This is a genomic window from Verrucomicrobiota bacterium, assembly GCA_021413925.1.
In the GTDB taxonomy this organism is placed as follows: domain Bacteria; phylum Verrucomicrobiota; class Verrucomicrobiia; order Chthoniobacterales; family UBA6821; genus UBA6821.
Window position 1 is genome coordinate 23,878 of record JAIOPL010000008.1, and the last position, 15,755, is coordinate 39,632.

Here is a 15,755-nt window from a genome sequence, read left to right on the forward strand (position 1 = left end):
CTGATATCAACAGATCGGCGTGCCTTCGGTCTGTGTCAACTCGTGGAATCGGGCGATCAGGCGCTGGGTGACCGGACCGGGCTTGCCATCCCCGATCGGACGCTTATCAAGCTCCACTGCGGGGATGATCTCGGCAGCGGTGCCAGTCAGGAAACACTCGTCGGCTGTGTAGATATCGTAGCGGGTCATCTGCGGCTCTGATACCTCCAGACCCAACTCATCGGCGATCTGAATAGCCACGGCACGCGTGACTCCGGCGAGCGCTCCCGAGGAGATCGGCGGCGTGGTGATCAATCCGTCTGAGACAATAAAGATATTGTCGCCGGTGCACTCGGCAACGAGCCCCTGCTCGTTCAGCATCAGCCCCTCGCCTGCTCCGGCGTGGGTGGCCTCGATCTTGGCCATGATATTGTTGAGATAGTTAAGCGACTTCACCATCGGACTGAGGGCCCCATGGGCAATGCGGCGCGTGGAGCAGGTCACAACCTTCAGTCCCTTCTCATAGCTCTCAGCGGGATAGAGCGTGATCTTGGCAGCGATGATGATGACAGTCGGCTTCGGGCAATGCTCGGGGCTGAGTCCCAGGTTCCCCTTACCTCGGGTCACCACAAGGCGGATGTATCCATCCTTCAGCTCATTACGGCGGATCGTTTCGAGCAGCGCCTCGGTCATTGCGGCACGATCCAGCGGAATCACCATCCAGATCGCGGCGGCCGACTTGTAGAGTCGGTTAATGTGCTCCTCCAGACGGAAGACCTTGCCGTTGTAGAATCGGATCCCCTCGAACACGCCGTCTCCATAGAGAAGGCCGTGGTCGAACACCGAGATCTTGGCCTCGGATTCAGGGTAGAAAGCACCGTCGATATAGATCTGCATAACTTCTTAAATTATGGATTGGAGCAAGGTCGCTGACAAGCGACTAGGCGTCAAACATGGCGCCGATTTCCTTGCCGTATTTCTCGGTGATGACATGGCGGCGGAGCTTGAAGGTCATCGTGAGCTCGTCCCCGACCTGAAACGGCTTCTCGATCAGCTCAAACGCGGCGATGCGCTCGAAGGGCTTGAATCCCGTGGCATCTCCGACAAGGCGTCTAATCTCGAGGCGGAGCATCTCACGGGCCTCGGGGTGTGCTTTGAGCGCTGCAACATCATCGGCAGCAATGCACGCTCCCGCAAATCCAGCAAATCCGGCAAGCGAAGGGACCACCAGTAGTCCGAGATGCTTCTGATCCTGACCCACGACCATGCATTGGTCGATCAGGTGGGACTCGAGCAACTTGGACTCGATGGGGAGAGGTTCCACATTCTCGCCGCCTAGCAGAACGATGGTCTCCTTGCACCGACCGACGATCTTCAGGCAGTCGTTGAAGGACATCACCCCAAGATCGCCGGTAGCTAGCCATCCGTCCTGCAGGACGCGAGCAGTTCCCTCGGGATCCTTGTAGTATCCCTTCATGATCTGAGGGCCCTTGGCATGGATCTCGCCACGCTTTCCACGGCCGAGATCCCTGCGTGTCGGATCGGGGTAGAGAATCGCCCCCGTCACGAGATCGACGATTCGGATCTCCGTCCCAGGAAAGACGGGGCCGACCGTGCCGATCACGAGTTTTTCCCAGGTGCGAACGGCTAGCACCGGGCAGCTCTCCGTGAGCCCATAGCCCTCAAGCACAGGGATGCCGATATCATTGAAGAAGGCATCGACATGGGGAGGCAGGGCTCCACCACCGGAAATCGTCCCCCGGAACTCACCGCCGACCACGGCACGCAGCTTGGAGAGAACCAAGCGATCCAGCAGTAACGACGGGATGATGCAGAGCGCCCATCCTATGGCATGACGAATCGCCAGGAGTGACGAGACCGACACATCGCGACCATGGAGATCGATCTGCCTACCGGAGAAGAAGGAATCGGCCGTGCGCACCTCGTGGGCTGTGAAGCGGGCCGATCGGAACAAGATCCTGCGGAGAAGTGATGCCTTCTGAACCTTGGACACAATCCGCTGATAGAGCCCCTCCCAGAGACGGGGAGCCGAAACCATGATTGTCGGCTTCACAGACTGCAAATCCTCTCCAAGATGTCGAAGCGTCGTGTAGTAGGTGTGGACGCCGCAGGCGATGGAGATCACCTCGAAGACACGCTCGTAGCTGTGCCAGATGGGCAGGATCGAGAGGGCCCGGTCCTTAGGTGTCAGCACAAAAGGGAGATTCTGAATCTGCGAGGCCATCGCGGCATGGGTGAGTTGTACCCCCTTGGGCGTGCCGGTAGTCCCGGAGGTGTAGATGAGGGTGAAGAGATCCGAGGGACTGATGCCTGCGATCCGCTCCTCAGCGCAGCGATCGCCCTGGAGACGCAGCTTCTCCCCCCGGATCTCGAGATCACGGAGTGCGTGGACATTCTTCGGAAGATGCCCCTCCCCTTCTACGGGGCTCATCAGGATGAGATGGCGAAGCTTAGGGAGTTGTCCGCGTACGGACTCCACCTTGGCAAGCACGTCAGCATTCTGAACAAAGGCCACCTCAACGTCAGCATGATCGAGGATATAGGCGATCTCGCCCTCCGTCACATCAGCGGCACGCGGCACATCGGCACCTCCGCAGAACTGAACGGCGGCATCGACCAGAATCCACTCGAAGCAATTATCAGAGAGGATTGCGACATGATCGCGGGCCTCGATCCCGAGCTCGATCAATGCCGTCGCAAGGGCAAGCGAGCGGTCAATCCATGACCCGAAACTGACGGAGTGAAAGGTCCCGTCGGCCCGACGAGTAGAGAAGGCGGGGCACTGGCCCCACCTGTTCCCCGCCTCCGCAAAGAGGGAGGCGAGGTTCGGCGCGGAAATCCGTCCGGTCATGAGGTGACCGTGACAGAATGATTAATACGAGGCAGGGGCCTCAGGAGCAACCGCGTCTGTTCCGAAGGAAGAAACAGGAGCCTGCGCCGGGTGATCGACGGAAGGAGTAGAGACCACCTCGGGAACGATCCCGGTGGGGACAATCCCATCGGCGACATAGAGTCCTTCGCCTGTCTTCTGGACACCTGCCAGCTTGCCGATACGGACATAGAGGGTCTGCTTGGGGTTCTTGGCAGTCCAGATGTAATTGTCCTGCTCAAGACCGATAAGGATCTCCGTCACCTTCATGGGACGGTTGTAGCGATGAAGGACCCTTACCACGGCAGGAGCTAGAGGACCCGAGGGGGAAGTAGGACGAGGGCGGCCGGCTAGCTTCGATGTGCTGGGCGTGCCATCGGCGGAGAACTTGCGCCCGGAGCCGGGAGGACGACCACGGCGACGGGGGGTCTGAGCGGCCTCCAGAAGCTGGTTCTTCATAATCACGGTGGCGGCCGGAAGCTCGAGGGTATCGCCAAGGAGTTCGTGGAGCTTCTGCTGAAGACGCTCGATTTTCGAGGCGATCTTCATTGCTTTCTTCAGTGTAAGTGAGTCAGGGATGGACATATAGGTGTAGGGTATCGGGTTTAGGTGATAGGTGATGGGGCTTTAGGGATTGATTGGTTTAATTAGTTTTGGATTGTAACCTTTTTAGCGATTCAACTTTTTAACTGCGATCCAGATGGATTTGCGATTATGCGGTACGGAAGGTAATGCGCGCCTTGGTCAGGTCATAAGGGGACATTTCGACAGTTACCTTGTCACCGGGGACAATTCGGATGAAATGCTTGCGCATTTTCCCGGAAATATGAGCCAGTAACACGTGGCCGTTTCCGAGCTTCACACGAAACATGGTGCCAGGGAGAACCTCGACGACAACGCCTTCGGTAGTGATTGCTTCTTCTTTAGCCATAAAGGGGAAGTTTAATATCTAAAACATCACTATCTGAAAAGAGAAATCTATTACTTTTACCGAAAGAGAGTACGTATCGCCTCTCTCCAAATCTTTTTACTTTGTAACCTTTTAACTTTTTAGTCGGATGCGTTAGCATCCAAATCCCGTGTCCACTTCCAAGAATTCCAAGAACATCGTCTATTTCGATCTGGAAACCCAACGCACCGCCAATGATGTGGGGGGATGGGACAAGAAAGCCGATATGGGTGTCTCCATCGGGGTCACATACAGCACAGCGACGGAGAGTTACGAGATTTTCACCGAGAAGCGTGTCGGGGATCTCATTGAACTCCTGAGTCGTGCCGATCTGGTCATCGGCTATAATAATAGGCGCTTCGACTATGAGGTCCTGATGGGTTACACCATTCTGGATCTCCCCCATCATCTTCCTACCCTGGATATGCTGGAGGTGGTGGAGAAAGCCGCCGGGCACCGTCTGCCTCTGGACTCCATCGCCACGGCGACGCTCGGAGTCGGCAAGACCGCGGAGGGGCTGGATGCCATCCGCTGGTGGAGAGAAGGGAAAATCATGGAAGTCGCGGAGTACTGCTGCTTCGACGTGAAGGTCACTAAAATGGTTCATGAATATGCTGTGGAGCATGGCAAGCTCCACTACATCGACAGGTTCTCCCGCAAGCAGACTCTTACCGTGGAGATTCCATGATCCAACCGCTTGATACAGCGCGTAATAGTTGGCGGCTTCTCTGGCTGGATCTGGAAGAGCCTGTTCCCAAGCCCAAGCCAGCCCTTCTTTCCAATGCGCCCAGTGCTTCCCATGTTTCCTTGGCAGAGCTCCAGGGATCCGATCAGGAATATTATCTTCCCACGTGCCTGCTGGTGACCACATCAGCCGGCAAACCGCTCTGCCCTCCCGAAATTCTGGAGGAGCTCGACCAGGTAAGGGCCGAGCAACTCCTCGGCCGTCTCTTCGATGAACACGGCACCCCGGATCGTCTCACCATCGCGGAGAGCGACGACTGGGATACCGAGGCTTGGCAAGCCTTTGCACTGGATTGCCGGATCGAGATTGCCTTCGGGGCATTCCCAACCGCGAAGCCGGGGGATCTCCTGCAGTTCGTCCGTAGGATTACCCAGCGCCTCCGGGGTGAGGAATTCCACTCCCCGAGCGCTATCGCACGCGGCCTAGTGGTCGCCTCTCGCCGACTGCGCTCACCAGGAAAAAAGAGCGCCCACTTGAAGAAAGCTCTGGAACAGGATGCCGATTGCCTCCTGGCACGGATCGAGCTTGCCGATACTGATTACCAGGCGGCCCGTTGGACGGAATGCCGTCGCGGGTATCAGGAGCTCATTGATCGTGAGAAACGCCGCTGGAAGGGGGAATCTCCGGAGTGGTGGAACGATCTGGAAACACGCCCCTTCATGAGAGCACTCTACGGACGGGCCATGACCGAATGGCACCAAGGACACTTTGCGGAGACCGCCAAGGATCTGGAACATCTCCTAACTCTCAATCCCTCGGACAATCAGGGAGTCCGTTTCCTTGTGCCCTTGGTTTATCTCCTGGGAGAGAATGAAAGCAAGGCCCTCAAATCCCTGGAGGATTACGAGAAGAACTATCCCGACGATTACTGCGAACCGGCGCTTCTCTTCGGAAAAGGACTCACCCTCTGGCGCTCGGGAGACGAGACCGGGGCGGCGGAAGCCTACAAAGAAGCCATGCTCAAGAATCTCTACATCGCTCCCCTGCTTCTGGACCTGCCGACTCCCTCTTCAGAAATCTGGCATCCCAATGACCGCTCGGAACCAGGATATGCCCAGGATTTCATGCAGTCCTATGCGACGCTCTGGGACAGGGATCCGGCGGCCCTTCGTTTCCTCCGGGAAAGCTATACAACATTCCTGCCCTCTGCGGAAAAGGTCATTACCCACCGCCAACAGATGAGCGAGTGGCAGGACCAACGCTACGACCGAGAGTTCAAGGCCCGCTGGAAAGCAATGACCGAGCTCGATGAACAGCTCACCGGCTCTCCGGAAAGGTGAGTTAAGACATTAGCGGCTTCTCATCAGAAGCCCATTCCCTCAATCCGCTAAGCCGACGTCAGTAACGGAAACCCGGCTTAGCGGGAGTGTTCGTGGTTGCCTGAGAGGCAACGGGCTTGGGGGCAGGAGAAGGGGTGGCCTGCGGTGCTTTCGCGGGTTGGGCAGATTGGGAAGACCCAACCGGTTTCAAGTCATCGTTGGCCACATACCCGTTCTGACCATCATAGATGCGCACAAAGCTATAGCCGATTTCCTTGCGAAGAACATCAACCTCATCCCCCTTGGCCAGAGAAAGGTCGGGTCCATTACCCTGCAAAGGCCCATTGTGATAGAAGGGCGTGTGGTCTACAGACACCACCATCCTGGGGCTGTTCGTGGAGTTATACTCGATAGAGCTGCAAGCAGCGAGCAAGAGCATCGTCGCCAAGGAAAGAATCGAGATGGCAAAGTGGAGTCTCACGGCCCATTTCTATGCTTGGAAATTCCGCCGTTGCCAAGTCCAGATTAATCCCCTCCCAAAACTTCCCCGTAGATCCCCTCGATGCGCCGTGCAATCCCCCTGATATCGTAATTTTGTATTACTGTTCGACGCCCTTCGGCACCAAGAGTTTCGCAGAGAGACTCCTCAGCAATCAAGCGGCATAAAGAATCCCGAAAAGATCCAAGGTCCCTAGGCGGTGAAAGCAAGGCATTCCTGCCATGGGAGCAAACCTCCGCGATCCCATCCACGGCCGAGGCCACCACGGGAACCCCGCTGGACATGGTCTCCAAAAGAGTCATTGGAGTCCCTTCGAAATCGGAGGTCAGCAACAGGGAATCCAGCGCATGAAACAGACTGACACGATCCGAGACGTGACCGAGGAATCTCACCCGCTCAGCAATGCCCAGCTTCTCCGCTTCCGCACGCAACTGAGACTCTAGGGGCCCTGTCCCTGCGATCAGAAAGATCACCCCCGGATGGTCTCGCACGACATCCGCCGCTACCTTCAGAAAGAGGGTGAAGTTTTTTTGACTCACAAGACGCCCCACACCACCGATCACAAAGCTCTCAGGAGGTAGGCGCAGGGCAAGCCGAGCGGATCTCTTTTGCTCCAATGTTGCAGGTCGGAACATCTCCGTATCGACCCCGTTGGGAATCGTGGTGACCTTCGAATCCTCAAGATCCTCGCGATCCAGAAGATAACGACGAGTACTCTCCGAAACGGCTATCACTCGATCCGACCGCCTGTTCCAGAAGGCATCTGCAGCCAGCAAAAGAGGACTTTCCTCACGGGAGGCATCGTTGCACTGATCATGCACCACAATCGCAGGATGGCCGGCCAGAATGGCGAGTGGCTTGGCACAGAGATTCGCTCCGAAGAGATGAAAATGCAGGATGTCGTATCCTCCCTTTTTCATCAGTCTCCAGAAGTTTGGAAGGTACATCGGGGGGAACTTCCCGGGCGAGAGTGAGTGGATCGTGATGCCTGCTTTTTCAAAGACATCCGCATACACGCCCCGTCCATGCATTGCCGCAACCTCAGGAAGATATCGCGAGTGATCATGGTGCCTGACCAGATCGAGCAGGAATGTCTGCGCTCCACCCAAGTCGAGGCTATCGATCACATGGAGGACTTTCTTGGCCTTCGACATCACTTGAGCCCCTCCAGAAAAGCCTGTGTGTTTTTTTCGTTATCCAACCATTCCGCAATGATACGTTCGGCTCCCGATCCCAAGGCTTCGCAGGCTGTAGGATCGGCTAGCAGTCTGGAGATTTCAGCGACCATCCGTTCAAAATTCCCCTCTGCGCAAAACCCTGCCCCGAATCTTCCGATCATCCCATCGGGATCCATCTCCAGCGAGATAATGCCCGCCCCACCTTGCGCGGCTTGAATCATGACATTTGGTACCCCCTCTGCTTCGGAGGTGCTAACCAGAAGTCGAGAGCGGTCATAATAATCTTGGATCCCATGATAGGGCACACGCTCTAGGAAGGTAACGTTGTTGATTGCCTTCGCCCTCTCCGCTATGGCCTCCCAGAGCGGAATATCTTCACGTGAGCAGATCATAGTACAACGTGCTTCGGGCAAACGCTCCACCATATCGAGAAAGAGATGCGGTCGCTTGATCTGCTGACAACGCCCGATCCAGAGCAGATCCTCCGTCTTAAGAGCTGTCCTAGGGCTTTTACGGGGCAAAACGAGGCTGCGGTAGACGGAATGGGAGAGTCCCTGCCTAGTATACATTGCAGCCTGGTGATCCGACATGGCAAAGCGCCGGTCGGCGAGCCTGATCCCCTCCTCAAAGAGCCGTCCTCTCCATCCATGACGCTTTCCGAAGCTGCCATCCACTTCGGTATCGAGACCGCAAATAAAAATCAGTTGGTAGCCGAGTAATGAACGAACTTTCGCCAAGATCCAGAGCAGAGCAGTCCATCCAAAGATGATCGTGTGATCGGGTTTTTCACGAGCAATGATCCTGTAAATAACCGGCAAAGCAGTCAGCGTATCGAGCCATCCTCCGGTATGAAACTTGCCGCCAAGCAGGGTTCTGACGCCATCCAGGATCTTACCTTCCTGTTGACGGGTATCACCGCCCACTATCACCACCTCATGACCTAGCGCCCCAAGTTCCCTCGCCAGCAGCGCCACCTGCAACTCGGCCCCCCCCGAGACACGGGTTGCCGCAGGATCCAGTGCATAGTGGGCATGGCTGGAGAGAAAAAGAAACTTCATGATCGGCGTAGGGGAAGTCGATTCCTCCTTGCAAGCACTTCGGGCAGAAGTTTGGTCCCAAGAATGGAATCAATCCCGGCCAAGGGAAAGGCTGCCAAGGAGACGGGGTTACGAAGAGGGGCTGTCACAACAGACTTCCAAAGCATCCTGCATCCTTCAGACGTACGATGATGACGGAAGAGATTCCGAGCAGCATTCTCGTAGTGCTGCGAGATCACCCGACGCGCATGGGCGGCGCCGTAATGCAGAAACTCCTCTCGATGCTTGGAGAGAAAGTAATCCGTGGAACGAATGGTGTAATCGGGGTTGGAGGGATTGTTCTCGTGAATAACTGTCAGCATCTCCGGAAGCACATGGATCCTGAATTCCTGGGAAATCCTCAACATCCAGTCCCAGTCCTCCAGCACCCGCAACTTCTCGTCCAGAAAACCTACCTTTTCCAAAACCTCACGCCTCATTAGCGGGGTACAGGCCCCGTGAAAGCTCTCAGCGCCGTGAAGCTCCCGACGCCAATCTGGAGGATTCTTTCCCGGAAACTCGACCCGAGAGCCATCTTTGCAAGCAAGAATGTGACCTGCTCCGCAAAGACCCACCTCAGGATGCTCCTTCAGGAATTGGATTTGTTTCTCCAGCTTGCCCGTAAGCCATTCGTCATCGGAATCGAGAAAAGCGATCAGGTCACCCTTGGCCAGCTTAAGGGCCACATTGCGGGCGGCGGAAGCACCCTGATTTACGGGAAGAGAGACCACCGTAACTCCAGGCATCAGCGCCTTCACAACAGCAACAGTTTCGTCCGAGGAGGCGTCGTCGCCAATGATAACCTCCAGGCCTTCAATTCCCTGGGCTTTCACGCTTGCTAGAGCCCGCCCAATACAATGGGCGCGGTTAAAGGTCGGAATAATGATGCTGATCAGCATGATGCCAAGAAGAGTGGGCGATCAGGCGAAGGCATGGCCATCTTTTTCATAAATTCCTTGATGAAGATCTGACCGGCAACTTCCATTGAGCACTTGATGACATCGTCACCATTGCTGAAGCGCGTAGGATCCCTGCCTGGAAACTGGTTCCTTGCAATCTCCCTGCTGCTTGCCCTGGGACTATCGATGATCGGAATTACCTGGGGGCGCTATGAGGATTGGAATTTCGACCAGATGGCGTTCCTCGGACTGAGACCCAATGGGATCCCCTACCATTATCTCAAGCCACCCCTGACAACATATCTGACAGAGTTCCTCGTGATTGACCCGATACGCTTTCTTGCAGCGCACTTCCCTTTAAACACCTCGGATCCAAATCACTCGTTGGCTATCATCATGGTTTGCGGCCATCTTCTGACAATTTTGCTCTACTGCGGGAGCATTGCCCTTGTCTTCGGAAGCATCCGCAAGGGATGCGGAGTCAAATCAGCCGCCGCTATTTCCCTGATCATGGCGACTAGCGCTGGTTTGATCCAATTCAACCATTACGGCACTGCGGACTCCCCCCTGCTTTTCTGGATGCTGGCCTCGTTCGCCATGTCGATGCGACTTGCCAGAACAGGCAGGATGATTGATGCGGTACTGGCGGGGCTCTTGGCCGGCCTGGCTGCGGCCGACAAGTACAATGGACTGGGAGTTGCCATTGCGATTCCCGCGGCACTCTTCATGCAGTCGGGCTGGAGGTCCCTGTATCGCATGCCTTTGATTCTGGGATCTCTCTCCGTTCCGCTCGGATTTCTGATCGGTAATCCCGGGGCAATTTTGGATCACCAACGCTTCGTTCAGCAGTTCCTCTATAATCTTTACACCACCCCCGTTTATTACGGTGACACGCACCGACTGGGCTATCTCGACTTCCTTGGCTCATTCCCCGAACTCATCGGCCTCCCAGCCTCATTGCTCCTCTTGGGGTTGGCGCTTGGCTCCCTGGCGCTGCTGTGTCGGCGTTCCCTCCACCGTAGTGAACTCATTCTTATGATCGTGTGCGGCGCTGTTTTTGCCTTCTATTTCGCCACCATCGGACGCTTTCCTCGCATGGAGCCACGTTTCGTGCTTCCTGCAGTTCCGTTTGCCATGATTCTTGCGGCCCCAGCCCTCCAACGGATTGCCCTTTCGCGCTGGCCCTCAACAGCCACTCTGGGAGCACTCCTGATTTACAACATCTTCTGCTCACTATTGCTGGGCTACAGGTTTCTTGGAGATCCAAGAATGGATGCCCAGATCTATGCCATGGCCCATTTCTCACGAGGGGCCCTTGTAGAGAGTACGTACACACCCAACTGGAACCTTCTACCAGGCGTCACTGTTCGCGAAAGAAAGGTCTCCTGTGACAGTGGATTTGACAATCGATTCACAAAAATCTTCGGCAAGGAGAACAAGGTTATTAATGAGGGCTTGAAGGATTGCGCTGCGCACGATCCCAAGGATTTCTTCACTGCGGAAGAGTTGCTATTACGCAACCCCGACTACATCACTTTCACCTCAGTGACCTATGTGATTGCAGGCACGCCCGAAACACGCCGTTTCTACCAGGATCTAGAAGAAGGAAAGCTCGGGTATGCCAAGGTGTTTGATAAATCCTACCCCAGAATACCCTCATGGATCTACCCACACAGTTCGGATGCCCTGATGGAACGGATCGTTATCTTGAAAAAGAATAGCTGATCAGACTGCTCCAAAATGCAGGCAAAAATCCTCTGCACTAACAGATTGGTTGTGGGTTTGAAGCATGCACAGCGGAGTATTGCCAGCATAAGATGCCCACATCGAAAAGGTACTCGGGGGGCCCATGATCCGGTCACAGAGTGAGAGTGCATGCAGATCTCCGACTGCTGTCCCAGGAGCATAAATGACATTGAGCCCTCTAAAATCCTCGGGGTTCTGCTCGTCGCTAGAACAGACCATGAAGACAGGCTTGCGATCCGAAAAGATTTCCGCGCACTGACTCATCCAATGTGAGTATCGATCCGTTTCATAGTAATGCACCCCCCCCTTCCAATATCGATAATCCTCCTGCCTGATATGAACCCCTATCAAAAAACCTCCAATCTCTCTGGCCCGTTTCATCGCTATTTCCACTTGGTTTCTGACCGAGTGCACCGGGGTGAAATACCGAATGATTTGATCCCGATGTCTTTGCATTCCGGCATGGTCAGAGAACTTCCATCCCATCGGAAGAGTCAGCTTCACAGATTCAATCAACTTTCCAAAAACTGCTCCGTTTAGATCAACATCACCTTCATCTGCTTCGTCGAATCGGCGAATATCGATGCCCCTCACACCCGGCGCAATTACTTTGGACGCTACAAGTCCAAGCAGATGAGCACCCGCATAAATGAAATCCCGGCATTGATCAGCAAACTCGGGATCCACATTCCTTTCTGATTGCGGAAACTCACACAAAGGATCGCGGGAACTCCCCTCAAAAAAAGAAGCATATTCACCTAATGAGGGATTCAGAAGACGGTATCCCTTGGAGATGGCATTTCCCATGAAATGAGCGCTCTGAAAGAGACGATTGCCGAGACGCCCCGCTTTCGATGCGATGATTACGGTGGTTTTTGCATCCACGCTCATCTCGTCGCCTCCTTCTTCCAGAGTCTGCCGGATAGAAAAGCAGTCATGCCCATGACAACCCACATTACCGCTTGCTTCAAAAGCGCATTCCTCAGAGACCCCTCGTCCGAGAAAAAAGTCCAGTAGGAGTAAGCCAGAATACCTCCGAACCAAATCTTCGAGATCCTGGATTCAAGGGCATCCGGGGAATCAAGAAGTTCGAGAGCTGCCGGCACCATCGGTAGGAAAAAGATCCATTTGTAGTCCATCTGATTTCCCATCACAAAAAGTCCCAACATGAAAGGGGCGGACAGAAAGAATGCGTATTGCATCCTGTCGGAAAGAGTTCGTCGCGCAGGCGTTTTCGAAGTCAGGAATCCGCACAAACCCGAAATCGCCAACAATAGACAGCCCACCGCGGCAAGCCCACCGCGGATCAAGCCGTAATTCCCATCCCCTATCATCCCGAAATGCCTCAGCAGATCAGCAGATACCGCGCATCCGAACGCGCTCTGATATTGCCCCGTGAGACTAGTCCCGATCTGTCCGATACTGGATCTGAGAAAAAAAAGATAAGTCAGGAATACGGCGGCTCCGATTATCACTGCCACACGATTTCTTTTACCACCCTCTCTCCATGGTGCGGCAAGGGCAGCAATCGGGAAGAACTTGATGGAAGCCGCCAAGAGAATTGGAGCCGTCGCCCCGAAACAATTCGCTCTTAGTAGAAGGGACGCGACGATTAGCACGAAGAGCATCATGTCGAGATTACCCCGCTCAACCACCATTACGGATGCTGGCGAAAGAAGAAGAATCCCCCAGAGAAAAGCGTGACTTGGGCTGCAACGCCCGCATAGGAACCAAAGGGAAGCGGCATAAAGAAGTGTCAGTATAATCGCCCATGCCCCTGCATGATTTTGATCCAAGCCAAAACTTCCCAGAGTCAGCACCAAAGGCGAGTAGTTCATCAGAAAGTCACGCACAGGCTTCTCGCCGGCAAACGTGATGTAGGTGATCTCTAACGATGGGTTTTTCCCCTCCGAGGCCGCCTCGCACCATGCAGCCACCCCGCGCATATCCATGAAGGGATGCTCAAGGGCCGGAACACCCAGGAACTGCAGCAGATGCTGGGAGGCCACGCGCCCCCCAAGCTGGCCGGCAACACATACAAGAAAAGCATAGGATGCAATCGCCAGAGCAATGATCCATCGCTGATCCATTCGATGAATAACGGATTTGTGATTTTTCACAGAACACTCCCTTCCCTCAAAAGCCGTGTTCGGGATTTCCCTCTCCGGGAGATAAAACCAGGCAACGAAAGGATAATCTCACCGGCAAAACAGAAAATCCATCCGCGGTTTTCGGCGGTGCCTTCACGGTATGCCTGCACAAGATCCCTCCATTGGAAATTCTCGAGGGCATTCATCGCCGCCTGCACCGTCAGAAGGTCATGCCATTTGAGTAGTGTCTCTCTGCTGCCTGCGCTTTCTTTTGAGAGGTTTTTTTTTGCCATTTCGAGATTCTCACGGGAAAGTTTGGCGGTAAGTGCATTCCCCTCGGTCATGGTGCTGGAACCCGCATGCCAGCGGTAGCGGTAGGTCGCAACCTCAATCTCCTTCTGCCTGACTCCGGCCTCAGCGGCCCTGAGAAGGAAATCCCTGTCGGAGGCTAGCGAGTAATCCAGAGAGAAACCTCCCAGTTTTTCGAACGCACTCCTCTTAATCAGGCGTGCATTGATCATCGGCTCGCCAAGAGCGATGTTCTCGACGGTCAGTTTCTTTAATGAAGGATCAGTGACAGACCAGACGCTTGACCAGATACCCACCGACTGCTTCATCGCCTCGCAGTCACCACAGATTATTTCCGCATCAGGATAACACACAATAGTCCTGCGATAGGCCTCCACTGTTCCTGCTGGTAGCCAGTCATCTCCCTGCAGGAAGAGAAGCCATTCCCCCTGCGCAAGCTTGGCACCCTTATTCATTCCATCATAGATACCTTTGTCCGGCTCTGACCTGACAATCAGGTGAGGATACTTCTTGGCTACTTCGAGAGTCTTATCAGTAGAGCAGGCATCCATCATCAGATGCTCCGTGTCATCCCCCATCTGATTCCGAACGCTTTCCAGAGTTTCTCCTAGAGTTACGCCTGCATTGAATGTCGGAGTGATAATGGAAAAAAGCATCCGCTGACAAATGTTAGGAATCATTCCCTGACTGTCTCGTCAAGATAAGTGACATTATCACGGACAAAAGAGGGACGCAGATGGCACGAATCCTTGTAGATATGTTTTCCATTGATAATCCGGGGGTAGACTCCAGACGCTAAGAAAAAATCGAGAGGATCAATGACTATGGCGCCGGCTTTTTCACCGGCATCTTTTAACCTAAAGAGAAAATCACCATAAAGAGAGCAGAAAGCAGAGGCCGTCATGGGAGGTACAGCTGATATCGTCACGCCGTCAAAACGCCTCATCATCTCTCTCTTTGGATCCTGGATGGGATCGACTGGAATATTCAGGACAAGATAGACCGCTTTGCCTTCGTCCCGCAGTTGATGAATCATTTTGCGTATCGATACCAAGGCCGCAACTTTTGCATCTTCCGCAGGAAATGCTTTCCCCTCGATTTGATAGGAGAAGCCAGGCAGGCAACTCCACCACACCCAGTTAGAGCCGATCACAACACGATCGATCTTCTTGTCCTCCCTGATCAGTTTTTCCATTTCTGGGATCATCTCTCGTGTTCCGGGATGCACCGGATCGAAAATTCCCTGTACGGGAGGAATACCTCCGCCCCACAGAATCAAAGCGCCCCTGGAGTCATCGACTCCCTGAGTCAAGAGATGACGGAGTCTGGGGGTGTACTGGAGAATATTGCTATCACCCACAAAAAGCGTCTGAGGGCCGTTCCCTCCTACATGGAAGAGCGCCAAATGTGGTGCCGAGGGAAGATACTTGGTGGAGGGAGGACAGAACTCCTCGGATCCCGACATCACCATGTCCTCAAGATGCAATTTAACGGAAGGAGGCTTGATCCAGCCTCCCCACACGGAAGCACCCACGGCTCCTACTAGGATGAAAGCGATCACCAAAGTCGGGAGCGTCCATCGTGCCCTATTGTGACGGAGCTTCTTTTCGATAAAGTAGTAGGTGAGCACCGTCAGGACTAGGGCCACGATCAGGGCATCAATCAGATAGACAGACTTGGGTTCCGATCCTTTGACGATGTGGACGAAGGAGAGTGCGGGCCAGTGGATGCCACAGGCAGAAGTGCCCTCCATCCCGGATAGGGATCTCCTGTGTGGATCACTCCAAACCCAAGCCCCAGCAGGATCACTCCGATCCAAGACAAGGCTTCCCGATACAGCGTCACATCCTCTTCATGTCCACGGTCTAAGAGCGTGTGAAGAAATTCGGAAGGGTTGCGTTGGAGGGGATTTTCCAGCTTGGCCAAGGAGGGAGGGCTGTGGCAATCCCCGCAGCGGGCTTGCCCTGCCTGATCCAACGCAGGCCAAGAGGAAACGCCCCCCAACCCTTCGGGCGAGGACAAGGGACCCCGTCTGGCGGTGTTGCCTGCTCGGTCAAAGCCCGCAGGGGGATTCTCGCTCGCAGGCGCCTTCCCATCCAGTATCCCTTGCCCTCGCGCGACTCCTCCCAATTTCTT

The 15,755-nt window shown here is 54.7% G+C and carries 16 protein-coding genes; 3 read left to right on the forward strand and 13 right to left on the reverse strand.

Going from position 1 to position 15,755, the window contains the following annotated elements; translation table 11 throughout:
• Positions 1-6 precede the first annotated feature (6 nt).
• The 4 genes from ilvE to infA form a co-directional block, all read right to left on the reverse strand.
• Positions 7-876, reverse strand: a complete 870-nt coding sequence (gene ilvE, locus K8R57_04900) for a branched-chain-amino-acid transaminase (protein MCE9587633.1) — start codon at positions 874-876, stop codon at positions 7-9.
• A 43-nt stretch (positions 877-919) separates the two neighbouring features.
• On the reverse strand, positions 920-2,851 hold the full coding sequence (locus K8R57_04905) for a long-chain fatty acid--CoA ligase (protein MCE9587634.1): 1,932 nt from the start codon (positions 2,849-2,851) through the stop codon (positions 920-922).
• Between the two features lie 21 nt (positions 2,852-2,872).
• A complete protein-coding gene (locus K8R57_04910; GenBank protein MCE9587635.1) occupies positions 2,873-3,454 on the reverse strand; it encodes a hypothetical protein in 582 nt (193 codons plus the stop codon).
• Between the two features lie 127 nt (positions 3,455-3,581).
• A complete protein-coding gene (infA, locus tag K8R57_04915) occupies positions 3,582-3,800 on the reverse strand; it encodes a translation initiation factor IF-1 (GenBank protein MCE9587636.1) in 219 nt (72 codons plus the stop codon).
• 148 nt (positions 3,801-3,948) lie between these two features.
• Between infA and K8R57_04920 the strand changes: the two genes are divergently transcribed.
• Both K8R57_04920 and K8R57_04925 read left to right on the forward strand, forming a co-directional pair.
• Complete coding sequence (locus K8R57_04920) at positions 3,949-4,506, forward strand: ribonuclease H-like domain-containing protein (protein ID MCE9587637.1); 558 nt, start codon at positions 3,949-3,951, stop codon at positions 4,504-4,506.
• Complete coding sequence (locus tag K8R57_04925; GenBank protein MCE9587638.1) at positions 4,503-5,843, forward strand: hypothetical protein; 1,341 nt, start codon at positions 4,503-4,505, stop codon at positions 5,841-5,843. The genes K8R57_04920 and K8R57_04925 overlap by 4 nt, the downstream gene beginning before the upstream one ends.
• 58 nt (positions 5,844-5,901) lie before the next feature.
• On the opposite strand, the gene K8R57_04930 is transcribed toward K8R57_04925, so the two are convergent.
• Genes K8R57_04930 through K8R57_04945 form a run of 4 tightly spaced genes read right to left on the reverse strand, consistent with a single transcriptional unit; the run spans position 5,902 to position 9,474 of the window.
• A complete protein-coding gene (locus K8R57_04930; GenBank protein ID MCE9587639.1) occupies positions 5,902-6,303 on the reverse strand; it encodes an SH3 domain-containing protein in 402 nt (133 codons plus the stop codon).
• 44 nt (positions 6,304-6,347) lie between these two features.
• Positions 6,348-7,475: a glycosyltransferase gene (locus K8R57_04935; GenBank protein ID MCE9587640.1), complete on the reverse strand. Its 1,128-nt coding sequence runs from the start codon at positions 7,473-7,475 to the stop codon at positions 6,348-6,350.
• Positions 7,475-8,557 carry a glycosyltransferase family 4 protein gene (locus K8R57_04940; protein ID MCE9587641.1) on the reverse strand — a complete coding sequence of 361 codons (1,083 nt, stop codon included), beginning with the start codon at positions 8,555-8,557 and terminating at the stop codon, positions 7,475-7,477. The genes K8R57_04935 and K8R57_04940 overlap by 1 nt, the downstream gene beginning before the upstream one ends.
• On the reverse strand, positions 8,554-9,474 hold the full coding sequence (locus K8R57_04945) for a glycosyltransferase (GenBank protein MCE9587642.1): 921 nt from the start codon (positions 9,472-9,474) through the stop codon (positions 8,554-8,556). Before K8R57_04945 ends, K8R57_04940 begins: the two co-directional genes overlap by 4 nt.
• A gap of 96 nt (positions 9,475-9,570) precedes the next feature.
• Between K8R57_04945 and K8R57_04950 the strand changes: the two genes are divergently transcribed.
• Positions 9,571-11,199: a glycosyltransferase family 39 protein gene (locus tag K8R57_04950; GenBank protein MCE9587643.1), complete on the forward strand. Its 1,629-nt coding sequence runs from the start codon at positions 9,571-9,573 to the stop codon at positions 11,197-11,199.
• Here the strand turns inward: K8R57_04950 and K8R57_04955 are convergent, their stop codons facing one another.
• From K8R57_04955 to K8R57_04975, 5 genes are all read right to left on the reverse strand, one after another.
• Positions 11,200-12,111: a hypothetical protein gene (locus K8R57_04955; protein MCE9587644.1), complete on the reverse strand. Its 912-nt coding sequence runs from the start codon at positions 12,109-12,111 to the stop codon at positions 11,200-11,202.
• Positions 12,108-13,340 (reverse strand): hypothetical protein, encoded by a 1,233-nt coding sequence (locus tag K8R57_04960; GenBank protein MCE9587645.1) that lies wholly within the window; start codon positions 13,338-13,340, stop codon positions 12,108-12,110. Before K8R57_04960 ends, K8R57_04955 begins: the two co-directional genes overlap by 4 nt.
• Positions 13,337-14,299 carry a glycosyltransferase gene (locus tag K8R57_04965; GenBank protein MCE9587646.1) on the reverse strand — a complete coding sequence of 321 codons (963 nt, stop codon included), beginning with the start codon at positions 14,297-14,299 and terminating at the stop codon, positions 13,337-13,339. The genes K8R57_04960 and K8R57_04965 overlap by 4 nt, the downstream gene beginning before the upstream one ends.
• Positions 14,296-15,372 carry a hypothetical protein gene (locus K8R57_04970; GenBank protein MCE9587647.1) on the reverse strand — a complete coding sequence of 359 codons (1,077 nt, stop codon included), beginning with the start codon at positions 15,370-15,372 and terminating at the stop codon, positions 14,296-14,298. The genes K8R57_04965 and K8R57_04970 overlap by 4 nt, the downstream gene beginning before the upstream one ends.
• Positions 15,373-15,484: 112 nt before the next feature.
• Positions 15,485-15,755, reverse strand: a 271-nt coding sequence (locus K8R57_04975) for a hypothetical protein (protein ID MCE9587648.1), incomplete at its 5' end; no start/stop codon positions are given.